General features: G+C 70.9%; 14 protein-coding genes. 6 read left to right on the plus strand and 8 right to left on the minus strand.

The annotated features are described in order from the left end of the window. Positions 1-31: 31 nt before the first annotated feature. Positions 32-1,078: a LacI family DNA-binding transcriptional regulator gene (locus AB0C73_RS14545; protein WP_362529046.1), complete on the minus strand. Its 1,047-nt coding sequence runs from the start codon at positions 1,076-1,078 to the stop codon at positions 32-34. A gap of 223 nt (positions 1,079-1,301) precedes the next feature. Here AB0C73_RS14545 and chvE point away from each other — a divergent pair, with 223 nt between their 5' ends. The 3 genes from chvE to mmsB are packed head-to-tail and all read left to right on the plus strand — an operon-like array spanning position 1,302 to position 5,259. Then, positions 1,302-2,411 carry a multiple monosaccharide ABC transporter substrate-binding protein gene (gene chvE / locus AB0C73_RS14550; protein WP_362529048.1) on the plus strand — a complete coding sequence of 370 codons (1,110 nt, stop codon included), beginning with the start codon at positions 1,302-1,304 and terminating at the stop codon, positions 2,409-2,411. Further along, positions 2,408-4,018, plus strand: coding sequence for a multiple monosaccharide ABC transporter ATP-binding protein (gene mmsA / locus AB0C73_RS14555; protein WP_362529051.1), 1,611 nt, complete (start codon positions 2,408-2,410; stop codon positions 4,016-4,018). The genes chvE and mmsA overlap by 4 nt, the downstream gene beginning before the upstream one ends. Then, positions 4,015-5,259 carry a multiple monosaccharide ABC transporter permease gene (mmsB, locus tag AB0C73_RS14560; protein WP_362529054.1) on the plus strand — a complete coding sequence of 415 codons (1,245 nt, stop codon included), beginning with the start codon at positions 4,015-4,017 and terminating at the stop codon, positions 5,257-5,259. The genes mmsA and mmsB overlap by 4 nt, the downstream gene beginning before the upstream one ends. 78 nt (positions 5,260-5,337) lie before the next feature. On the opposite strand, the gene AB0C73_RS14565 is transcribed toward mmsB, so the two are convergent. Next, positions 5,338-7,245, minus strand: coding sequence for a SpoIIE family protein phosphatase (locus tag AB0C73_RS14565; RefSeq protein WP_362529056.1), 1,908 nt, complete (start codon positions 7,243-7,245; stop codon positions 5,338-5,340). 158 nt (positions 7,246-7,403) lie between these two features. Here AB0C73_RS14565 and AB0C73_RS14570 point away from each other — a divergent pair, with 158 nt between their 5' ends. Next, entirely contained in the window at positions 7,404-7,814 is a 411-nt protein-coding gene (locus AB0C73_RS14570; RefSeq protein ID WP_362529059.1) for an FKBP-type peptidyl-prolyl cis-trans isomerase, read from the plus strand. 100 nt (positions 7,815-7,914) lie between these two features. Here AB0C73_RS14570 and AB0C73_RS14575 read toward each other — a convergent pair whose 3' ends face one another. From AB0C73_RS14575 to AB0C73_RS14600, 6 genes are all read right to left on the minus strand, one after another. Beyond that, a complete protein-coding gene (locus AB0C73_RS14575; protein WP_362529061.1) occupies positions 7,915-8,100 on the minus strand; it encodes a CsbD family protein in 186 nt (61 codons plus the stop codon). Positions 8,101-8,263: 163 nt separating this feature from the next. Then, a complete protein-coding gene (locus AB0C73_RS14580) occupies positions 8,264-10,840 on the minus strand; it encodes a S8 family serine peptidase (protein ID WP_362529064.1) in 2,577 nt (858 codons plus the stop codon). A gap of 513 nt (positions 10,841-11,353) precedes the next feature. Further along, positions 11,354-13,852 carry a glycosyl hydrolase gene (locus AB0C73_RS14585; RefSeq protein ID WP_362529067.1) on the minus strand — a complete coding sequence of 833 codons (2,499 nt, stop codon included), beginning with the start codon at positions 13,850-13,852 and terminating at the stop codon, positions 11,354-11,356. A 261-nt stretch (positions 13,853-14,113) separates the two neighbouring features. Continuing rightward, positions 14,114-14,803: a DUF6445 family protein gene (locus AB0C73_RS14590; protein ID WP_362529070.1), complete on the minus strand. Its 690-nt coding sequence runs from the start codon at positions 14,801-14,803 to the stop codon at positions 14,114-14,116. A 358-nt stretch (positions 14,804-15,161) separates the two neighbouring features. Further along, complete coding sequence (locus AB0C73_RS14595; protein ID WP_362529073.1) at positions 15,162-15,776, minus strand: hypothetical protein; 615 nt, start codon at positions 15,774-15,776, stop codon at positions 15,162-15,164. A 125-nt stretch (positions 15,777-15,901) separates the two neighbouring features. Further along, on the minus strand, positions 15,902-18,256 hold the full coding sequence (locus AB0C73_RS14600) for a LuxR C-terminal-related transcriptional regulator (RefSeq protein WP_362529075.1): 2,355 nt from the start codon (positions 18,254-18,256) through the stop codon (positions 15,902-15,904). A gap of 187 nt (positions 18,257-18,443) precedes the next feature. Between AB0C73_RS14600 and AB0C73_RS14605 the strand changes: the two genes are divergently transcribed. Both AB0C73_RS14605 and AB0C73_RS14610 read left to right on the plus strand, forming a co-directional pair. Next, positions 18,444-21,230: a SpoIIE family protein phosphatase gene (locus tag AB0C73_RS14605; RefSeq protein WP_362529078.1), complete on the plus strand. Its 2,787-nt coding sequence runs from the start codon at positions 18,444-18,446 to the stop codon at positions 21,228-21,230. Between the two features lie 256 nt (positions 21,231-21,486). Next, a complete protein-coding gene (locus AB0C73_RS14610; protein WP_362529080.1) occupies positions 21,487-23,388 on the plus strand; it encodes an FHA domain-containing protein in 1,902 nt (633 codons plus the stop codon). Positions 23,389-23,414: the final 26 nt, after the last annotated feature.

Consider the following 23,414-nt stretch of genomic DNA (forward strand, 5'->3'; position numbering starts at 1 on the left):
CGCCCGGCAATTCCGAGGAACTTCGGGAGGGTCAGACGTCGCCCGAGGGGCGCGTGCTCGCGCGCATGATGAGCTGCGGCTGCACCAGAAGGTGTTCGGCCTTCCGGGCGCGCCCCTCGATGTGGTCCACCAGGAGACCGATGCTCCGGCGCCCGATGGCGGCGAAGTCCTGGCGGACCGTCGTCAGCGGCGGAGGGAAGAACTCGGCCTCGGGGATGTCGTCGAAGCCGGCGACGGCCACCTGCGCGGGGGTGCGGATCCCGCTCTCGCGCAGCGCCCGCAGGACACCGAGCGCCATCTGGTCGTTGGCGACGAAGACGGCGGTGACCGGCGTCGCCCCGCGGCGGGCCAGGGCGAGTCCCGCGAGTTCCTGCCCGGCCCGGTACCCGGACAGCGGGCTCCAGTCCCCCGCCAGTACCCGCGGAGGCAGGATGCCGCTCTCCTCCAGGACGGCGCGCCATCCCGCGGTGCGGGCCTCGCTCTCCAGCCAGTCGTCGGGACCCGCCACGTGCCAGACGGTGCCGTGCCCGGCGGCCAGCAGGTGCTCGGTGACCATGCGGGCCCCGAGTTCCTGGTCGAGGGAGACGCCGGGCAGGTCGAGCTGATGGCCGCCCTCGACGGTGACCACGGGGAAGGGCGGGTCCAGTTCGGCGAGCGCCTGCACGTGCGAGCGCTGCGGGGTGATGGCGACGACACCCTCCACGCCCCAGGCTGCGAGGTGGTCGACGGCGTCCTTGAGCCCCTGCCCCTCGCCGGCGCGCAGACTGACGGTCGAGACGAGGTAGCCCTCTTCCCGTGCCGCCTCCTGCAGCCCGGTCAGCGTGCTGGCGGGGCCGTACAGGGCGGTGTTGACGGCGATGACGCCCAGCGTCCTCGTACGGCGTGTCACCAGGGCGCGCGCGGCGGAGTTGCGGCGGTAGCCGAGCCGCTCGATGGCCAGGGTGACCTGTTCGCGGGTGGCCGCGCGCACGTTGGGGTGACCGCTCAGCACCCGGGAGACGGTCTGGTGGGAGACCCCCGCCTCGCGTGCGACGTCGGCCATCGTCGGCGGGCGGACGTCTTCCGCAGGATGCGCCACGTTCGCCTCCCCTCTCCCTGCCCACGACTGAGCATCGATTCGAGAAAAACCTTAGCGCCTCTTGTATCACGCTGTTGTTAGCGCTAACAATCTAGCTCGACCGCGGCGCCGACGCCCCGGTCACCCAGCCGGAACGGCGCCGTCCCGGTGGTGCGAGGAATCGCGCTGCCGTCGAGCCCGTCCCCGGTCGGAGCCGCCCTCGACGACGGGATGGGTAACGCCCATGAAGAAGTTCCGATCCGTATCCGCCCTCCTGGCCGTGACCACCAGCGGCGCCCTGCTCCTGACCGGCTGCGGGCAGAACAGCGAAGGGGGCAGCCAGGAGTCGAAGGACAAGAAGGACCTCACCATCGGCATCGCCATGCCCACCAAGTCCTCCGAGAGGTGGATCGCCGACGGCCGGAACATGACCGAGAGCCTGAAGAAGGCCGGTTTCTCCACGACTCTTCAGTACGGAGAGGACGACCCCGACCAGCAGGTCGCCCAGATCGAGAACATGATCACCCAGGGCGTCGATGCCCTGGTCGTGGCCGCCATCAACGGCGAGGCCCTGTCCAACGTCCTGCAGCAGGCGGCGGACGCCCACATCCCGGTGATCTCCTACGACCGGCTCATCCTGGGCTCCCCGCACGTCGACTACTACGCCTCCTTCGACAACGAGAAGGTCGGCGAGCTCCAGGCCACGTACATCGTCGACAAGCTGGGTCTGAAGGGCGGCGCCAAGAAGGGCCCCCTCAACATCGAGCTGTTCGCCGGGTCCAACGACGACAACAACACCAAGTACTTCTTCAACGGCGCCATGAAGGTGCTGAAGCCCTACCTCGACAAGAAGCAGCTGGTCGTACGGTCCGGGCAGACCCAGCTCAACCAGGTCACCACGCTGCGCTGGGACGGCGGGACGGCGCAGAAGCGCATGGACGACCTGCTGACCTCCTCGTACGCCACGGCCCGGGTCGACGCCGTACTGTCCCCCTACGACGGCATCTCCATCGGCATCCTGTCCGCCCTGAAGTCCGACGACTACGGAAGCGCCGCCAAGCCGCTGCCGGTCGTCACCGGCCAGGACGCGGAGGTCGCCTCCGTGAAGTCGATCATCGCGGGCCAGCAGACGCAGACCGTCTACAAGGACACGCGCGCGCTCGCACAGGTCGCCGCGGACATGGTGAGCGCCGTCCTCGCCGGCAAGAAGCCCGAGATCAACGACGACAGCACCTACGACAACGGCAAGAAGGTGGTCCCGGCCTTCCTGCTCGACCCGGTGAGCGTCGACAAGTCCAACTACCAGAAGGTCCTGGTCGACTCCGGCTACATCGACGCCGGGGCCCTGCGATGACACCGCCCATCCTCCAGATGCGGTCCATCGTCAAGACCTTCCCCGGGGTCAGGGCGCTCTCCGAGGTGACCCTGTCCGTGGAGCGGGGCGAGGTGCACGCCCTGTGCGGGGAGAACGGGGCCGGGAAGTCGACCCTCATGAAGGTCCTGTCCGGCGTCCACCCGCACGGCACGTACGAGGGCGAGATCCTCTTCGACGGCGAACCCTGCCGCTTCAAGGACATCAGGGCCAGCGAGCAGCACGGCATCGTCATCATCCACCAGGAGCTCGCGCTCGTTCCGTATCTGTCGATCGCCGAGAACATCTTCCTCGGCAACGAGCCGTCCCGACGGGGCGTCATCGACTGGCACGAGGCGCTGCGCCGGGCGTCCGAACTGCTCAGGCGGGTCGGTCTCGACGAACACCCCGAGACCCGGGTCGCCGACATCGGGGTCGGCAAGCAGCAGCTCGTGGAGATCGCCAAGGCGCTGGCGAAGAACGTACGTCTGCTGATCCTCGACGAGCCCACCGCGGCGCTCAACGACGAGGACAGCGCGAAGCTGCTGCGGCTGATGCGGGAGCTGAAGGATCAGGGCATCACGTCGATCATCATCTCGCACAAGCTCAACGAGATCGCCCGGATCGCCGACTCCGTCACCATCCTGCGCGACGGGCGCTCCATCGAGACCCTCGACGTCCGGGACCCGGCCACCACCGAGGAGCGCATCATCCGCGGCATGGTGGGCCGGGACCTGGACAGCCGGTTCCCCGACCGCACGCCGTACGAGGGCCCGGCCGACGCCGAGCCCGCCCTGGAGATCCGGGACTGGACCGTACGGCATCCGCTCGACCGCGGCCGCAAGGTCGTCGACGGCGTCTCGCTCCGGGTCCGCCGCGGGGAGATCGTCGGCGTCGCCGGACTCATGGGGGCCGGCCGCACCGAACTCGCGATGAGCGTCTTCGGCCGTTCCTACGGGCACTACGAGCGGGGCGCGGTGCTCAGGGACGGCCGCGAGGTGCGGACCCGCACGGTTCCCGAGGCGGTCGCCCACGGCATCGCGTACGTCACCGAGGACCGCAAGCACTACGGGCTCAACCTCGCGGACTCGGTGAGCCGGAACATCTCGCTCGCGTCGCTCGGCGCCCTCGCCCGCCGCGGGGTCGTCGACGGGCACGAGGAGCGCAGGGTGGCCGAACGGTACCGGCGGACCATGAACATCAAGGCGCCGAACGTCCTCGAACCGGTCGGCCGGCTCTCCGGCGGCAACCAGCAGAAGGTCGTGCTCAGCAAGTGGATCCTCGCCGGTCCCGACGTGCTCGTCCTCGACGAGCCGACGCGCGGAGTCGACGTGGGAGCCAAGTTCGAGATCTACACCGTGATCGACCGGCTCGCCGCCGAGGGCAAGGCGATCCTCTTCATCTCCTCCGAGCTGCCCGAACTGCTCGGCATGTGCGACCGCGTCTACACCATGGCCGCGGGACGGCTGACCGGCGAGGTCTCCCGCGAGGACGCCACCCAGGAGGTCCTGATGCGGCACATGACGCAGGACTCCCCCACACCGGCGGCCGGCACCGCGAGCACCGCCCGAACCGCGAGCACCGCCCCCAGCGAAGGACACCAGGCATGAGCACCGACATCGGCATGGACAAGAGCGCCCCGGCTCCCCCGGGCGGCGCCCCGACGACGCGTGGCACGCCGCTGGCCGGGGTGCTCCTGGACGGCGTCCGGCGCAACATGCGCCAGTACGGGATGCTCTTCGCGCTCGGCCTGATCGTGCTGCTGTTCCAGATCTGGACGGGCGGCGACCTGCTGCTGCCGCGCAATGTCTCCAACCTGGTGCTGCAGAACAGCTACATCCTCATCCTGGCCATCGGCATGATGATCGTCATCATCGCCGGACACATCGACCTGTCGGTGGGCTCCCTGATGGCCCTGGTCGGCGGCATCGGGGCGGTGCTGATGGTCCAGCACCATGTCTCCTGGCCCGTCGCGGTGCTCCTCACCCTGCTCCTCGGAGCGGTCGCCGGAGCCCTGCAGGGATTCTTCATCGCGTACGTCGGCATACCCTCGTTCATCGTGACCCTCGCCGGCATGCTCCTGTTCCGCGGGCTCACGGAGATCTTCCTCAAGGGGCAGACGCTCGGTCCGTTCCCGGACGGACTGCAGAAGATCGCCAACGGCTTCCTGCCGGAGGTGGGGCCGCGGACCAACTACCACAACGTGACCCTGCTCCTCGGCCTGGGACTGATCGCCTATGTGGTGTTCCAGGAGATACGGGACCGCCGCCGGCAGCGGGAGTTCGCCCTGGAGACGCTCCCCACGGGCCTGTTCGCGCTGAAGGTGACGGCGCTCGTCGCAGCCGTCCTGGTCACGACCCTGCTCCTCGCCAGCTACAAGGGCGCCCCGGTGGTCCTCCTGATCCTGGCCGTACTGCTGGTCGGCTTCGGATACGTGATGCGCAACGCGGTGATCGGGCGGCACGTGTACGCGATCGGGGGCAACCTGCCCGCCGCGAAGCTGTCCGGGGTGAAGGACCGGAAGGTGACGTTCGCGGTGTTCCTCAACATGGGGATGCTCGCGGCGCTCGCCGGTCTCGTCTTCGCGGCGCGCTTCAACGCGGCCTCGCCGAAGGCCGGGGTGAACTTCGAACTGGAGGCCATCGCCGCCGCGTTCATCGGCGGGGCGTCGATGACCGGCGGTGTCGGCACCATTCTGGGCGCCATCATCGGCGGCCTCGTCCTCGGTGTGCTCAACAACGGCATGAACCTGGTCGGGGTGGGCACCGACTGGCAGCAGGTCATCAAGGGCCTCGTGCTGCTCGCGGCGGTCGGCTTCGACGTGTGGAACAAGCGCAGGGCAGGCGCCTGACACCGCTCCGGACATGGCTGTGCCCGCCGCTTCCTCCACCGGCGGGCACAGCCATGTCGACGTGCGCCCGCCCAGTCCTCAGGAGGGCAGGTCGTGTTCCGCCCAGACCACTTTGCCGGTCGCGGTGCGACTCGAACCCCATCTGCGGCACAGCATGTTGATGAGCTGGAGGCCCCGGCCGCCCTCGTCGCCGAGATCCGCGTGCTGGATCTGGGGCAGGTCGGGGCCGGTGTCCGAGACCTCCACCACAAGGCGCTCGCCGCGCAGCAGGCGGAGCCTGCCAGGGCCGTTGCCGTAACGCAGGGCGTTGCCGACGAGTTCGGACACGACGAGTTCGAAGACATCGGCGAGCTCCGTCAGATCCCACTCGGCGAGCTGGTCCGTGACCAGGCCCCGGGCGACGGACGCCGCGCGCCCTTCCTTCGGCAACCGCCACTCGCACAGCTCGGCCGCGCCGTCCGAGGCGGCCGTCGCGGCCGTCGCGGCCGTCGCCCTCGTCACCGTCGTCGTCGCCGTCGTCGTCGCCGTCGTCGCGACGAGGAGCACGGCCTCGTCGAAACGAATGGCGTCAGCGGGAGCACAGTCGAACAAACCGCCGCTTTCGAGCGCCTCGGGGGGCAGGCCGCGCGCCGCCGAGCGCAGACCGTTCAGCTGGTGGTCCACGTCCCAGTGCCGGGACTTGATGAGACCATCCGTGTACATGACCAGGCTGCCGCCCGCCGGGACCTTCACGTGGATCCGGTCGTACGGGATCACTCCGGCGCCGAGCGGCGCGCCGACCGGCACGTCCACGAACTCGACGGAGCCCTGTCCGTCGACGAGCAGCGGTGGCAGGTGCCCCGCGTTGGCCAGCGTGTAGGTGGAGTCGGCCGGGTCGAACACGGCGCAGAGGAAGGTGGCGACCTGCTCGTCCTCCAGGTCACGCGTGGCGAGGTCCAGCCGGGCCAGGACGCGCTCCGGGGACATGTCCAGGGTCATGAGGGTGCGGGCCACCGCCCGCAGACGGCCCATGGTGGCGGCGGCGGGCAGCCCGTGGCCCATGACGTCGCCCACCATGAGGGCCGTACGTCCGCCGGGCAGGGCCATGACGTCGTACCAGTCCCCGCCCACTCCCTGGTGGCCCTTCGGGGGCGCGTACTCGGCCTGGACGCGCAACCCGGGTGTCACCGGGGTCGCGCGCGGGAGCAGCGTACGTTGCAGCGAGACGACGTGCTCGCGCTCGCGCCCGTACAGCCGGGCGTTGTCGATGGAGACGGCGGCCTGGGAGGCCAGCTGTTCCGCCAGTGCGAGGTCGGTGGAGGAGAATGGCGGTGTTCCGGGTCCGCGGACGAAGTCCACGCTGCCGAGCAGCAGCCCGCGGGCGATCAGCGGCACCGCGAGATAGCTGTGCACTCCGGCGGCACGCATCTTCGCCGCGGCGCTCGCGGTCGGCGCGACCTTGGTGAAGTCGTCGTTGCGCATGCGGCTCACCAGCACCGGCCTGCCCTGGCGCAGGCAGTAGCGGTGGAGCAGCGTCTCGTGCGCCTCCTCGGTGCGGACGAAGGTCTCGCCCACCGGGGTGGGTTCCAGGGAGGACAGCTCCTCGACGGTGCTCAGCGCGATGGCCCGCATGAGCGGAACACCCGTTCCCGTCCACCGTGAGCCCTCGTCGCCCCGCAGGACGCTCTCCAGGATGTCGACGGCGGCTCCGTCGGCGAAGCCGGGCACGGTGAACTCGGCCAGCTCCTGGGCGGTGCGCTCCAGGTCGAGGCTGGTGCCGATCCTGGAGCCGGCGGAATTCAGCCAGGCGAGCCGGCCGCGCGTGGTGAGCCGGTCGAGGGGGACCTCGCCGCCGGTCCGTCCGAGCCGCCTGCGGGCAGCGGCCGAGCGGTGCGACGCGGCGCCCCTCCCGGCCGAGGCGCGGGCTGCCCGGCGTCGTCTCCCCTTGCCGCCGTTCACCTTTTCGGCCTCCAGACAGGAACTCCACCACTGCTGGTGCCCCAGCATGCACCTCTTCCCGGCCGATCGGGTCGCTCCCCGCCCGGTGGCCCCTGCGGCGCGCGTACCACCAGCATACGGAGGACGTCTGGATCTTCGGTAGCTTTGAGGTCCATGTGTCCGGCCGGCCCGTGCGAGGGCTTCCGGCGGAGAGTGATGAGGGTGCAGTGAGCGAACCGACGAAGCCCGAGGTCGACGTTCCGGAGGGTGATGCTCCCACCGAGCTGACCGTCCGGGACCTGGTCGTCGGGGAAGGGCCCGAGGTGAAGCCGGGCATGGTGGTCAGGGTTCACTATGTCGGGGTGACCTTCGAGTCCGGGAAGGAGTTCGATGCCTCCTGGGACCGGGGCGAGCCGTACAAGTTCGCCCTGGGAGGTGGCAAGGTCATCAAGGGCTGGGACCGCGGGGTGAGGGGCATGAAGGTCGGCGGCCGGCGCGAGATCATCGTTCCTCCGCGTCTCGGCTACGGAAACCAGTCGCCCTCGCCGTCGATCCCGGCGGGCTCGACCCTGATCTTCGTGGTGGACCTGCTGGACTCGTACTCCGGCACGGCCGGGTGGAGCAGCACGACGCGGTGACGCCGGCCGTTCCTCGGCCGGCCGTCGTGCCGCCGTGCCGCCGTGCCGTCATACGTCGGGCAGGCGGCGGAAGCGGTCCCCCTCCACGCCCGCGCCCGCGCTAGGAGCGGTCGTGTTTGAACGAGTCCCTGATGCCTTCGGCCCGCCGACGGACACTCGTCGCCTTCTCACGGATCTTGGCTCTCACCTGGTCCGTCCTGCCCTCGGCCTCAAGGCGCTCGTGGCCGGTGATCTTTCCGGCGATCTCCTTGATCCTGCCCTTGGCCTTCTCCATACCGGCGTTCATGCCCGTGGTCCCTCCGTCGTGTCGGTTCCGGCCGTCGGTTCCCACCGTCCACGCTAGGTTTGCGCGGCCCAGGGTGCTCGTCGGCGCGTCCGGCGGGAAAGAGGGCGGGGTGCCTGGCGAGGAGACTGCCCCACCGGGCACCCCGGTCACTCAGCGGTGTCGCTCAGGGCGCGTTCTGAGCCACGGCGAGACGGTCTATCCAGCCTCCGACGGACTCCCAGCCCGACCAGCCGTTGTTCGGCGCGGTCTGCCACTTGTGCCACACCGCTCCATCGGCACCCCGGGCGAAGATCTCCAGCCGCCCGTCGGCGTTACGGTCGATGTCGAGCTCGTCGATCCAACCGCCGAGCGACTCCCAGCCCGACCAGCCGTTGTTCGGCGCCGTCTGCCACATGTGCCACACCGCCCCATCGGCACCCCGGGCGAAGATCTCCAACCGCCCGTCGGCGTTGCGCGCCGTCGAGAGAAGATCGATCCAGCCGCCCAGGGACTCCCACCCCGACCAGCCGTTGTTCGGCGCCGTCTGCCACATGTGCCACACCGCCCCATCGGCACCCCGGGCGAAGATCTCCAACCGCCCGTCGGCGTTACGCGCCGTCGAAAGGCGGTCGATCCAGCCGCCCAGGGACTCCCACCCCGACCAGCCGCCACCCGGTGCGGTCTGCCACTTGTGCCAGAGCGCCTGGTCGGCCCCGCGGGCGAAGATCTCCAGCCGGCCGTCGGCGTTGCGGGCGATGTCGAGCTCGTCGATCCAGCCGCCGAGGGACTCCCAGCCCGACCAGCCGTTGTTCGGCGCGGTCTGCCACTTGTGCCACACCGCTCCATCGGCACCCCGGGCGAAGATCTCCAGACGCCCGTCGATGTTCTGGCCGATCTTGAGGTTGTCGATCCAGCCGCCGAGCGACTGCCAGCCCGACCAGCCGTTGTTCGGCGCCGTCTGCCACATGTGCCACACGGCCTGATCGGCCCCGCGGGCGAAGATCTCCAGCCGCCCGTCGGCGTTGCGCGCCGTCGAGAGAAGATCGATCCAGCCGCCGAGGGACTCCCAGCCCGACCAGCCGTTGTTCGGCGCCGTCTGCCACATGTGCCAGAGCGCCTGATCGCCGCCACGGGCGAAGATCTCCAGCCGGCCGGCCGCCTGCTCGGAAGCCTCCCGTACCGCTGCACCGGCGTTGAGGAAGGTACCGATGTCCTTGCCGGGGTCCGGGGTGACAGCGGTTCCCGTCGCGTTGAGCATCTGGCGCACCTCGGCGTGACTGAGCCCGGGGTTCGCGGACAGCATCAGCGCGACGGCACCGGCGACCTTCGGAGTCGCGCCGGAGGTGCCGCCGAAGGCGTTGCGGTACGCCGTGTCGGCGCTGCTGTCGCAGGTCACGTCGTGCGAGGCGTCGCCGGGTGCGCACACGACGATCCGGGGGCCGTAGTTGCTGAACCACGCGCGTTTGTTGACCGACGCGTCATAGGCCGTGGCACCGACCAGGATCGACCCCGTCTCGGGGATCGGCTTGCCGTCGTCGCCGATGCCCGCGTCGCGGTCGCCGTTGCCCGCCGCCACGCAGACGACCACGCCTGCGGCGATCGCCGACCTGATGGCCGCGTTGACCGACGGCACGTACTCGTAGTTCCCGTACGCTCCGGTCTGGACTTCGAGGATCACGACCTTGCGTCTGCCACCGCTGTCGGTGGTGCGCACCCAGTCGATGCCCCGGGCCCAGGCGTTGCCGCCGAGTGCCGGACCCGTCCCCGAATCCGCCCGCACCGCCCAGAGCGTGGAGTCGTAGGCGACGCCCGCCATGCCGACATGGTTGACCGCGGCACCGGCCAGCCCCATGACGGCCGTCCCGTGAGAGACGTCTCCGCCCGTGACGTCGGCGCCGCCGTCGAAGGCGTTGTGCGTCTTGGTGATGTGCGCGGCGAGGTCGTTGTGCGAGGTCCGGCAGCCCCAGTCGACGTCGGCGATCACCACTCCGCTGCCGGTGGACGTACCCCACGCCTGGTTCACGCCACAGCGGAAGATGTACCACTGGCTCTCCAGGCCGGTGGCGGTGTCCACGACCACGGTGCCGCCCGTACCGACCAGCGGTTCGGCCAACGGAGCCGACGGGGCGAGCGTGGTCGCTCCTCCGGGGCGTTCCGCCATGACGGTCGGCGGCACGGCGAGGGGGACGGCGACCGCCCGCTCCACCTCGGGCAGCGCGTCCAGGCGCTGTGCGATCGCGACCGTGTCCGCTTCATCGGCGAAGTGCAGAGTGACGAACCGCGCCAGGTTGGGCGTGTCGAAGCCTCGCGAGGCTTCGCTCGCCTGGCGCTCGGTCGCTTCCTGCGGGGTGATCAGGAAGGTCGATTCGGCTGTGACGAGGTTGTTGTCCGCCAGGATGCGGTTGAACTCGCCGAGTGTCCCTTCCGAGAGGCTGCGTACCTCGGGGGGCGCGCCGTCAGGAGGTTGGGTGACGGCCGGGGTGACGCTCTCCCGGAACTCCACCTCGACGACGCCCGGCTCGTACGACGGACCGCTCGGCAGCGTGCCGCCGGGCCCGCCGAAACGAGACACCGGGGAGTCGGCCCCGCTCGGGAAGGGGGCGGAGTCGCCGCCGTGCGGGGACCGGCTGCTGCTCGGAGGACGTCCTGTCGGTTCCGACCCACCGCTCATGCCGCCGCTCATGCCGCCGCTCATGCCGACGGCCGGCATGGGCATCGCGCCGCCGGCGGGCGTGGACGCGGACGTGGACGGCAGGTCCATCCCCGGTATCGGCATCCCCCCGGACGCGCCGGTCGCCGACACCGACCTCATGCCGGGTGTCGGCATCTGCCCGGCCGCGGGGCTCCCGGCCGCTGTCTGCATACCCGGGACCGGCATCTCGCCCGTCCTCCCCGTCGTGGGCCGGGCGCCCGTGCCGGGAGCCCCCGGTACGGGCATGCCCGATGCCTTGCCCGGGTCCTTCGCGCGCCGGCTGCCGTCGGGTCGATGGCCATGATGCGACATGGTTCCTCCAGAGGAACGACACCCCTGTGGTCGGGGTGAACTCGGCTGGGATCGATGTGAGAAGCGCGGGACGGCCCCGTGGGCGCTCGCGAAAGCCGCGGGGGTCCGCAGGTGAGCGGTCACACAGAGTGCTCGTCAGCGCACGAACCGACACTATCCGCGACGGGTCGGTCCCGCTCAGGCACGCGGCCGTCGGGATGAACGCACACACGTCGCCGCCCCGCGCTCGTACGGAACGCGGGGCGGCGACGGGCGTGCGGGTGAGGTGGGTTACGGCATCCCGGTCTTCCAGATGCCGCGCCCGTGGGTGGCCACGTACAGCTCGCTGCCGTCCGGGCTCGGGGCCAGGTAGAGGGCCGCTGCCGTCGGGAGGTTGCCGGTGGCGGCCGGGTCGGTCAGGCCGAGGCGCTTCCAGTGCCCCGGGGTGGACGGAGTGCTCGTGAAGACACCGAGGTCGGTGGCGACGGCCAGGGTGCCGTTCGAGGTGATCAGGAGCCGGTTGGCCGGGGCGTCCGGGAAGGAGTCGGACGCGGAGGCCGGGCCGCTGACGTCCTGCCAGGTGGCACCGCCGTCGGTGGTGCGCCAGATGTGGCCGTAGCCGGCGCCGGGTCCCTCGTTCCAGTGCCGCGAGAAGCCGTTGACGACGGCGTACACGGTCCTGCCCGAGGTGTCGGCCGGGTCGATGGTGATGCCCGCGATGTAGCGGTTCGGGAAGTCCGCGGGCAGGGTCACCTGGTGCCAGGTGCCGCCTTGGTTGGTGACGATGCCTCGGCCGAAGGACGTGCCCGGGTTGCAGGAGCCGCACCAGGCCGCCCAGACGACCCTGTTCCGGCTGTCGAGCGCCGTGGTGGAGCGGCCCGCGCCCGTGTCGTACAGGCGGTCCCAGTCGGCGCCCGAAGTGGTCTGCCAGGTCTTGGTGTTGCCCCAGATGTACTGGCCTCCGGCCACCCAGTAGCCCTTGTCCGCACCGTCCGCGCCGAACGGGGCGATGAAGCGGGCGCCCGGGTCGCCGGGGGCGATGTCGGTGATGACGTCCTCGGAGCCGTCGGCGCTCGCCGTGTAACCGCAGTTGCGGGTGATCTGCATCGCGAGGTTGGTGTACTCGCCGACCGTCTCGCACCCGTTGTCCGGGTTCACCAGCTGGTCGCCGCCGTCACCGCCGAACGGCTCGCTCATCTCGCCCGTCGGGTTGAGCCGCTGGACGTCTCCCTGGTGCGTGTACGTGGCGCCCTGCGGCACCTGGAGGCTGACGCCGTTGTCCTGCAGGCCGCCCCAGACGGCGTCGCCCTGTCCGCCGGGGAGCGCACCGACGCCCACGGAGTAGTACTGGAGGGTGCGCAGCGTCCCGCTCTTGTTGAGGTTGCGCCAGCCCTTGCCGGGGCTCTGGGCGAGGGGGCGCGCGAAGACGCCGCCGTCGTTGCCGACGTAGATCTCCGGGGTGCCGCCCTTCCAGTTCGAGAAGATCATCGCGTGCTGGTCGGGGTGGATGACGTCCTGGTCGCAGGTGTCGAGCGCCGGGTCGTAGCTGAAGCAGTCGAGACCGAAGTTCCAGTAGCGGCCCACGGCCTGCCAGTCGGAGCCGCCGTTGCGCGACTCGAAGACCTCCTCCAGACCGACGTACACATGGTCCGGGTCGGCCGGATCGACGCCGATCACCTGGTCGTACCAGGCCTGGGTGCCCGGCTGATAGCCCGCGCCGATCTTCGTGATCTTCATCGCGGAGCCGCTGGTGGCCAGCTTCGAGGAGGTGGCGATCTGGCTGTACGGGCCGTCGACCGCGCCGCTCTTCGACACGTACACGCCGGCCAGCGAGGAGGAGGCGCCCGAGCCCGTCGCCTTGTTCAGGAGTTCGGGCGACTCCATCACCACGTACAGCCGGCTGCCGTCGGCGGAGTAGGCGAAGGAGGCGTTGCCGATCTCGGCCGGGTTGATCGCTCCGCCCGGGTTGGCGCGCCGCCAGGTCGTACCGGCGTCCTCGGAGTAGTAGAAGCCGTTGTACGAAGCGCCGCTGCGCCAGGCGAGGTTCGCGACCAGCCGCTTGCCGCCGGTGCCCGGCTCGATCGCCAGGTCGTTGGCGACGTCCGCGAAGAAGCTGCTCGCACCGCAGCTGATCCCCGTGACGCCGACGCCCGCGCAGGGCGCGAGGATCCGCTCCCAGGCGGCGGACCGCGGGGCGGCGAGGGCACGCCGGAACACGCCGTGGGAGGAGGAGGCGAAGACGTACCCGGCCTCGGTGTCGAAGCGAAGCCTGCCGATGGAGGACGAGTCCAGTTCGGTGCCGCCGACGCGGTCGCTCTCCTCGAAGGAGTCGTGGAGCGGATCGGCGAGCCGGTAGACGCCGCTGCCGAGGAAGTTGTCGGCGGCGGTGGTCGCCTCGCCGGTGGCCAGCCACAGGGCCCCGTCGGGGCCGGTGGCGAGCGCGCCCACGGACAGGGCCGGCATGTGGTCGGCGATCGGCGTCCAGTGCGCCCCGTCGTCCGTGGACCGGAACACGCCGCCGTTGGCGCCGCCGGCGTACAGCACGCCGGGGCGGTCCGGGTCGAGGGCGAGGGCGGATATGCGTCCCGATGAATGGCCGAACCCGCCGCCCGAGTTGGAGGCGGAGCGGTCGCGGTAGTGGGGCGCGTCGCCGTTGAGCGGCTGGGTGGTGACCTCGGTGAACGGGCTCTCGTCCACCGGCATCTTCTTGATGTGCTCCCAGGCGTCCCGGTAGGCCCCGGGCAGCACTTGGGCGGTGGGCGACAGCCGGGCTCCGTTGAAGGCTGCCATCCACCGCTTCTGGACGTACACGGGTTCGTCCGTAGCGTTCCCACCGCTGCCCTGCGCGGCGACGGGTGAGGCCACGGCGAGGAGCAGGACGGTGCAGACGGCGGTGGCCGTTCTGCGTCTTGCGGAAAACCAACGCATGTTTCGTCGTCTCCGGTTCGGTTCGTCGGCTCTTCTGCTGCATTCGGCTGAATGCGGCCGAGCGCGGGAACGCTACAGGGGTGATCGCCCGTAACTGAAGGGGTATCACCGAGGATTCGGAGGCTAAGTCATCCAGAAGAAGACGGCCGTCATCCGCTTGTCCTCCAAGGTGGTGCCCGTGTAACTCGTCGCGGTGTGGATGAGGTTGGCCGAGTACAGCAGCAGCCGGTTGTAGCGGGGCGGGACGCGCAGGTCCTCGGTGAAGGAGTCCGCCGGTACGAAGCGGGTGCCGAGGGCGTCGACCAGGTTGTTGTGCGGGGCGAGCACCTGGTTGCCGCCGAGGACGCCGCCGGGCAGGTTCTGGCGGTAGAAGCTGGTGCCGCAGTCCTTGGGCAGGTCCGGGCTGAGGTACAGGACCGCCGCGTAACGGCACAGGTTCCGGGAGTCGGTGTGCGGGCGCGGTTCGCACTCGTCCTTGCCGACGACCTGGACGCAGTTGTGGTTGAAGGTGCCGGCGCCGGCGGGATCCAGGGCCCAGATCCGCTCGGCCCCGACGGTCCTGCGCACCAGCTTCTCGACATGTGCGAGCTCCGCCGGTTCGAGACCGGGCATCGTGCGCAGCCCCGGCCACGGCTCGGGCTTGTGGGGGTAGCCCTCCACCCAGTCGTCCCGCTCGAGTGCGCGGGCCCGTACGGCATCGGGGTCCGGCAGGACGTCGTCCAGGATCCAGTAGTCCCGGCCGCGGGTGGGCTTGCGGTACGGCAGGACCCGGGGCCTGCTCTGGCGTGGGGGGTGTGAGGGCGATGACAGCATGACGCGAACGCTAGGCGCCGGGGAGAACGCCACCTCTCAAAGCGCCGCCAAGACTGCGGCAAGAGATCGCCATGGAGGCAAGGCGGAGGAAAAGCGGCCGCGCGAGGGCCGAGCACCGGCTCCCCGCGCAGGGTCAGGTCCTGGTCCGCTTCCCGCCCGCGTCGCGGGGCAGCGTGCTGGGGGGTGGTCCGTGGCGAAGTCCTCCGTGATGTCATCGGCGGTCTGCCATCGCCTCGCCCGTGATCCGGATCCGGCCCTCGAACACGGACCAGGGGATGAACGACGTGAACGAAGCCCCAGGTCGGAGACCTGGGGCTTCGTTCGCAAGCATGAACTCCGGACGGGCTGAAGGGCGTCGTCAGACGCTCCAGATCTCCTTCATCGTCTCCACTTCGCCCTTGGCGTTCAGCGTGACCTCATAGATGTTGCCGAAGCAGCCGTACGGTGCCTCCACCTTGGGGTAGTCATCGGTGGGAGCCCCGATCTCCTCGGCCAGGCAGCGGTCGATGTGCAGCGCCAACTGCTCATGGTCGACCTGCTTCCACTGGCCGGGGCCGGCGGCCAGCGCCAGATACGCCTTGACGCCCTGGGGCAGGACGTAGTGCTTGGTCTCGGCCCCCTTCTCGGCGCCGTAGATCCAGTCGTTCGGCGTGCAGTGCGGCTTGGCCTCCGCGCCCTCGAAGCCGCCGGAGTCACGCATCAGCTGGACCTTCAGCTTCATGTGCCCTGCGGGCAGGGTCGGCGGCGTACCGCAGTCCCCGCCCTTTCCGTCACCGTCGACGTCATCGGTCGGTTCACCGTTTCCGGCCCCACCGGAGTCCGACGTCCTGGACGCCGTGGCCGACGGCGCGGCACTGCCCCCGGAACCTCCGGCCGCGCCGCCCGCGTTGGAGTCCTCCGGGCCGCAGGCGGCGATGCCGCCGAGAGCGGCGAGGAGCGCAATCGCGCTGAGAACACGACGAGTTGAGGTCATTCTTCCATTCCCCCGAATGAGAGAGCTCTATGACGTGATCATGATTGATCAACAGGGCTTTCTACACCACGAAGTTGTTGAAAGCCCAATTGGCGGGGACGCCACGCGAAGATCCGCGCGACCACTCAGTCCTCAGCGGGCAGGGTGAGGTCCTGGCCGGTGGCCCAGGCGGCGGCCTGGGCGCGGGAGGTGAAGCCGAGCTTGCTCAGGATGTGGTCGACGTGGGTCTCGGCCGTGCGGGTGGAGACGACGAGGCGGGCGGCGATCTCCTTGTTGGAGAGCCCCTCGGTCAGCAGGGCCGCGACCTGACGCTCTCGCGGCGTCAGAGGGGCGGCCGTCCCGTCGTCGGCGTCCTTCGTCCCCCGGCGGGACGGCTTCTCGCGGTCCTCCAGGGCGTACTCGACCACCCGCCGCGCCGTCATCGCGTTGCCGTGCGCGAAGGAGGTCTCGTACCGCTCGTCGCCGAGGGCCGCGCGGACCTTGGCGAGGTGCTCGTCGTGGACGGCGGCCATGGGCGCGAATCCGTCGAGGGTGGTGCCCATCGGATGCCACACCGCGGCCGCCGCGCCGAAGAGCGTGGCGGCCCGCACGTCGCGGCCCTGCCGCGCGCTCACCCAGCCGAGCAGGTCGACGAGGAAGGCCGTGCCGAGCTGGCTCTCCATGCGCCCGTGCACCGCCAGGGCCTCCTTCGCCGCCGCCTCGGCGCGGTCGAGGTCGTGGTCGAGTTCCAGGAAGGCGAGGGACCACAGGGCCCAGGAACGCCAGTACTCCTCCCCGCGCTCCTGTGCCAGGGCGAGGCCCTCCTCGATGTGGCCGAGGCCCCGCGCGCGATCGCCGCGCAGGCCCTCGGTGAGGCCCAGCATGGACAGCGCGAACAGCTCGCCGCGGGGCCGTCCGGCGCGGAAGCCGGCCAGCGCCGTGTCAAGCAGCGCCGCCGCCCGGTCCAGGTCGCCGGCGAAGAGGGCCGCCATGCCCCGTACGTGCGCGACGAACGCGGCCTGGCCAGGGCCGCCGGCCGGTGCGATCAGCGCCTCCGCCTCGTCGAGCAGCGGCTGGGCGGAGGCGGCGTCGCTCTGCAGCAGTGCGTACCAGGCGTTCAGGCAGAGGGCCGAGATCCGCTCGCGGCCGGGTTCGGGCGCGGCGGCGAGCGCCTGGTCGAGCCAGTAGCGGGCCTCGGTGTTGAGCCCGCGGATGCTCCAGTACTCGTCGATGCCGGTGGCCATGCGCAGGGCGACGACGGCCTCGCCGGGCCGGGCAAGGCAGTGGGCGAGGGCGGCACGGAGGTTGGCGTGCTCGTGCTCCAGGCGGTCGAGCCAGGCCTTCTGGCCGGGGCCGATCCACTCCGCGTCGAAGCGCTCGATGAGGCCGGCGTACCAGTCGCGGTGCCGGCGGCGTACGGCCGTCTCCTCGCCTGCCGCCGCGAGCCGCTCGAGTCCGTACTCGCGGAGGGTCTCGAGCATCCGGTAGCGGACCTCGCCGTGGTGCTCCTCACGGATCAGGACCGACTTGTCGACGAGGGAGTGCACCAGATCGGGAAGCTCCTCCGGCGAGACGCCGTCGCCGTCGCCCACGTACTCGACGGCGGGGAGGTCGAAGCCGCCGGTGAAGACCGAGGCCCGGGCCCAGAGCAGCTGCTCGGGCCGGGAGCACAGCTCGTGGCTCCAGTCGATCAGGGCCCGCAGTGTCCGCTGGCGGGTCGGCGCGCTGCGCGGGCCGGTGGTGAGCAGCCGGTACCGCTCGGAGAGCCGTTCCTCCAGCCGGCCGAGGGACAGGGTGCGCAGCCAGACGGCTGCCAGCTCGATCGCCAGCGGTATCCCGTCGAGATCGCGGCAGAGCCGGGCCAGCACGTCGGGAGACGTGTCGTCCGATACCTCGAAGCCGGGCAGGACGGCGCGGGCGCGTTCGACGAAGAGCGTCACCGAGTCGTACTGGAACAGTTCCGCGGCGGTGAGCTGCCGGTCCGGGTCGGGTACGGGCAGTGGGGGCACGACGAGCGTGCTCTCGCCGTAGACGCCGAGGGACTGCCGGCTGGTCGCCAGGACGGTGAGCCGGGGGCAGGCGGCCAGCAGGGCGGCGACGAAGGCGGCGCACTCGTCGACGAGGTGCTCGCAGTTGTCGAGGACCAGCAGCGCCTCGCGGGGCGCCAGGTGGTCGATCACCAGGTCGGCGCTCTCGCGGGAGGGCTCGGACTGAAGGCCCAGTCTCTCGGCGGTGGTGTGGGCCAGGAAGGACGGGTCGGTGACGTCCGCGAGCTCGACCAGCCAGACGCCGTCGCGGTGGTTCCGGCGGGCGCGGTCGGCGACCCGGAGGGCCAGGCGTGTCTTGCCGACGCCTCCGGGGCCGGTGAGGGTGAGCAGCCGGGACGAGGAGAGCAGGCGCAGCGCCTCGGAGATCTCGCGCCGCCGGCCGACGAAGCTGGTGACGTCGGCCGGCAGGTTTCCGGCCTTCCCCCGACCGCTCACTGCGCTCACTGCGCTCACCCGGTCGCACCTCCTGGCCGGCCGGTCGACGGTGACCGGTCGTTCGTCGTCGAACGGCTGCGACGCGGGGTCCCGGCGGCTCCCTGGGGATTCTCCGCATCGCTCCGTTCCCGATAATGAGAGGATACGTAGTCGAATACGTAGTTTCTCCGTCCCCCTCGTCGCCCGCCCCCGGCACGGTGGACTCGTGTTCGAGCGTCTTCGGGTGCGGTCCCGCGCCCACACCAGCCAGGGGGGCCGTGAAAGTTCCGGATTCCGGGCACTGCTCGATCTGCGCAGCGTGGCCGGCCGGACACTCGTGGTCGAGCTCGTCATCGTCCTGGTGCTGGTGGCCGCCGGAGTGACCGCCCTCGTCCTCCAGGCCCGGTCCACCACGGTCAACGACGCACGGCGGGTGACCCGCGGCGTCGCCGAGTCCTTCGCCCACGCACCGGGCCTCGTCCCCGCCCTCGACGGCGCGGACCCGTCGGCGGCGCTGCAGCCGCGGGCCGAGGTGGTGCGCAAGGCGACCGGAGTGGACTCCGTGGTCGTCTTCACCACCGACTCCGTCCAGCTCACGTCGCCGTATCCCGGGTATGTGGGCCGGCCCTACACCCCGCCGCCGTACGTGGCGGAGCACGTGCTGCCACAGCTCCGGGAAGGGCGGACGGTCACCTTCGAGCTGCGGGAGCCCGCGTTCCGCTCGATCACGACGGTCGTGCCGGTGTTCGGCGCGGACGGCACGCCCAAGGGCGCCGTCTCGGTGAACATCACCGTCGCCACGGTCGACTCCGTCGTCGGCGCCGATCTGCCGGTGCTGCTCGGCGGGGCGGCGGCCGCGGTGGTGCTGGCCGTGGTGGCGACGCTGCTGGCGAGCCGGCGGCTCCGCCGTCAGACGCGCGGTCTCGGTCCCGCCGAGCTGGCCCGGATGTACGAGCACCACGACGCCGTCCTGCACGCGGTGCGGGAGGGTGTGGTGATCGTCGGCGGCGACGGGCGCGTGATGTTCGCCAACGACGAGGCCCGGCGGCTGCTCGGCCTGCCGGCCGACGTCGAGCGGAGGCTGCCGGCCGAGCTGGACCTCGACCCCGCCACGGCCGCGCTGCTCTCCTCCGGCCAGGAGATGACCGACGGCATCCACCAGGCCGGCGACCGCGTGCTGGCCGTGAACATCAGGCCCACCGCGCCCTTCGGCGGCCTGCCCGGCAGCGTGGTGACGCTGCGCGACTCGACCGAGCTGCACGAGCTGGCCGGGCGGGTCGAGGCCGCGGGACGGCGCCGGTGGTTGCTGTACGAGGCGGGGATGCGGATCGGCGGCACCCTGGACATGACCCGGACCTGCGAGGAGCTCGCCGACGTGGCGCTCGGCCGGTTCGCGGACACGGTCGCGGTCGATCTGCTGGAGGCCGTGACGCGTGGCGAGGAGCCGCAGCCGGCCGACCGGGTGCTGCGGCGTGCGGCGCTGCGTGGCGCGCCCGAGGCGGTTGCGGGCGGCGCGGGCGTGGCGGCGGCGGGCTCGCCGCGGGCCTGGGCCCTGGCCGGGGGCCACGCGGTCCTGGTCGAGGACTACGGGGTCCTGGCCGAGGACCATGGGGTCCCGGGCGAGCGTGGCAACGCGATCCCGGCCGATGACCATGGGGTCCCAGGCGAGGGCCACGCGGTCCCGGGCGACGACGGCGACACCGTCCTGGTCGAGGGGTCGGGCTCGGCGATCGTGGCGCCCCTGCGCGTACGCGGCGGCGTGCTGGGCCTCGTGGAGTTCCGCAGGTCACCGGAGAACGCCGAGCGGTACGGGCACGACGACCTGCTGCTCGCCGAGGAGCTGGCCGCCCGCGCCGCGGTGTCGGTCGACAACGCACGCCGCTTCACCCGCGAGCACGGCACGGCCGAGGCCCTGCAGCACAGCCTGCTGCCGCAGGTCGTCCCCCGGCGGACCGCCCTGGAGGTGGCGCACCGCTACCTGCCGGCGCACGCCGGAGTGGGCGGCGACTGGTACGACGTGATCCCCCTGCCCGGCTTCCGCACCGCTCTGGTGGTCGGGGACGTGGTCGGCCACGGCATCCACGCGGCAGTCGCGATGGGCCGGCTGCGCACCGCGATCCGCACGTTCTCGGCGCTCGACCTCCCGCCGGACGAGATGCTGGGCCGGCTCGACGAGCTGGTCGCGCAGACCGACGCGGAGTGCGGCGGCTACCAGATCACCGGCTCGACCTGCGCGTACGCGGTGTACGACCCGGCTTCCGGGATCTGCACCCTGGCCCGCGCCGGACACCTCGGGCCGGCGCTGGTCAGCCCCGACGGCACGGTGGAGTACCCCGAGACGGCGCTGGCACCGCCGCTGGGCGTGGGGGGCCAGGGCCACCCCTTCGAGACGACCGAACTCAAACTCGACGAAGGAGCGCATCTCGTGCTGTTCACCGACGGGCTGGTCGAGACCCGCGAGCGGGACATCGACCACGGTCTGGAGCGACTCCGTTCCGCGCTGTCCGGCGACGGCCGGCGCGGCCCGGAGGAGACCTGCCGGGCCGCGGCCCGCGCGCTGCCGGCCCCGCACCCGTCGGACGACGTGGCCCTGCTGGTCGCCCGCACCGGCCGGCTCGCGCCGGACCAGGTCGCGGAGTGGGACGTCCCGATGGACCCGTCCGCCGTCGCCCAGATCCGCTCCGCCTGCGCGCGGCGGCTGTCCGAATGGGGCCTCGACGACATCGCCTTCACCGCGGAGCTGATCCTGAGCGAGCTCATCACCAACGCGATCCGCTACGGCACCGCCCCGGTCCGGGTCCGCCTCCTCCGCGACACCAGCCTCTTCTGCGAGGTGTCCGACGGCAGCAGCACGGCCCCCCACCTCCGCTGGGCCGCCACCACGGACGAAGGCGGCCGCGGCCTCTTCCTGGTGGCCCGACTGGCCCTCCGCTGGGGCACGCGCTACACACCGGAGGGCAAGGTCATCTGGTGCGAACTGCCGCTGACGGAGGGGGCGGGTGAGGGCGGTTGAGGGCATGCGGGACGCTTCCTGTCACACGACGCACACGCGGCTCAGCCGCCCCCGCCGGGCCTCCCCTGTTACATCTTCACGGAATGGCCACCGTGTGATGATCAGTCAGTCCGTATGCCTTTTCATCGGCCTCGCGGCCGCATTAGGATTGCTCTGCGTGCCGGGCCACTCGCGGTGTGTGATGCGGGGTACTGCCGTCGGGTTACCGGCTTCGCAATTCGTCATCGGATCCGTGACCAATGGAATTGGGTGACCCATGCCTCCTCGGCTTGTCGGCCATCAAGGCCCTCTGGCTGGACAGCAGTTCGCGATCGGCACCACACCGGTAACCCTGGGTCGCAATGGCGACAACAGCATCGTGATAGGCGGCGAGAACGTCTCGCGCTTTCACGCCGAAGTGCGCCGTGAGGGGCACGGATTCGTGTTGTACGACAGTGGCAGCAGTAATGGGACGCGAGTCAACGGTGTGCGTGTGACCTCGCACGAACTGCAACCCGGGGATCTCATCGAGATAGGAACCGAGACGTTCCGGTTCGAAGCCGCCGATGCGATGGAGACGATCCTCGACCTCTCCGTGCTGCGTCCGCTCGGCGCTTCCTCCCAGGCGACGCTGGCTGCGGGGCCGGTACTGAACGTCACGGTGTCCGGCGGTGGTCCCGTCGGACTCAGTTTCGCGCTGCTCCTGGAACACCTCATGGGGCATCGTGTCGCCATCACCGTGTACGACGGGCGCTGGACGCAGGACGGGCCGAAGGTCGTCTGGAAGACCGAGAGCCAGGGCAACGTACGCCGGCAGCAGGTCGTCACGGTGCAGAGCCGCCAGTACCTGAGCCTCCCGGACGAGGTGCAGGAACGCCTGTTCCGCGGCGACGCGTTCACCGAGATGTGGCCGGTCGGCCCCGACTCGATCCGTGGCCGCAGCCCGAGGAACCTCCGGATCGCCTACATCGAGGACACGCTCCTCGAACTGGCCAACGAGAAGCCGGACCGCATCCGGCTGGTCCCAGCCGTCTTCGACCCGGAGGAGCACCAGAAGTCCGGCGCCAGGGATCACGTACTCGCCATTTGCGAGGGCGGCCGCTCCCGCACCCGGGAGTATTTCGCCGACAAGTTCGGAAACGCCGACAAGTCCATCTACTCGCTGCACGGTCAGCACATTCAGGACGTCGTCCTGGGCCTGCGCGTCAAGTCGGCGCTGTCGGACCCCATGACGGTCCTGCTGACCGTGGCCCAGAACCGCTTTCTCCTCAACGCGCTTCGCGGCGAGGGATTCCTGAACATGCGGCTCACCGATGCCGAGGCCGCGGAAGTGGTCGGCATCGATCCCGTCCTCCATGTATTCGAGGAGTGCATCGCCTCACGCCCGTGCGTCATGGGGCGCGACGACCACGGCGATTTCCAGTGCTCGACGCACAGCACGCTCTTCCTGCCCGCCATGGTCAGGGGTTCGGCTCTGTGGAAGCGGGTGCTCGAGGGGCTGGCGCTGTTCAGCGTCGCCGAGAGGGACCTGAGCGCCGTCACCGCCTTCCGGCTCGACATGGTGCAGCGGCCCAGGTTCACCACCCGGCTCCACCCGGCCACGTCGGCCTCCCCGGGGACGTACGGCTTCCTCCTCGGCGACGCCGCCAACGCCATCCACTTCTGGCCGGGCCGGGGCCTCAACAGCGGCCTGGGCTCCGCCATCTCGCTGGCCCGGTCCCTCAACGGCGCCTGGACGGGCAGGCCGTTCCGCGACGCCGACTTCGCTCGCCACGAGGCGGCGATGTCCATGCTCCAGTACCGGCACAAGAGCCGCGCCTGGAACACGATGATCACCACCGACGAGAACGGCGTCAGCCGCCCGATCAAGGAGAAGATCGCCCAGAGCGTGGAGGAGGGCGAGGGGAAGGATCTCGACAGGGACGCGGACATCGACGCCCTCATGGAACGGCTGCGGTCGATCCGCGAGCGGCTGGCCTCACGCCTCCCCGGCATGCCCGACGACGCGGCTCTCCGCGACCACCTGGATTCGCTCAACTCCTCGACCCTGCACACGCTTCGGGAGAGCGGGGCGTGGGACACCCTGATCGTCGGCGGCGAAGAGGTGGACATCGACATCTTCTACCAGCAGGGCGCTCCGCCCACGGCCCCCGCGTCGAGGACCTCCGCGGCATCCTGATCACGGCGGGGGCCATGGGGCGGCTC

Origin of the sequence: Streptomyces sp. NPDC048623 (assembly GCF_040650755.1) — a bacterium.
In the GTDB taxonomy this organism is placed as follows: Bacteria; Actinomycetota; Actinomycetes; order Streptomycetales; family Streptomycetaceae; genus Streptomyces.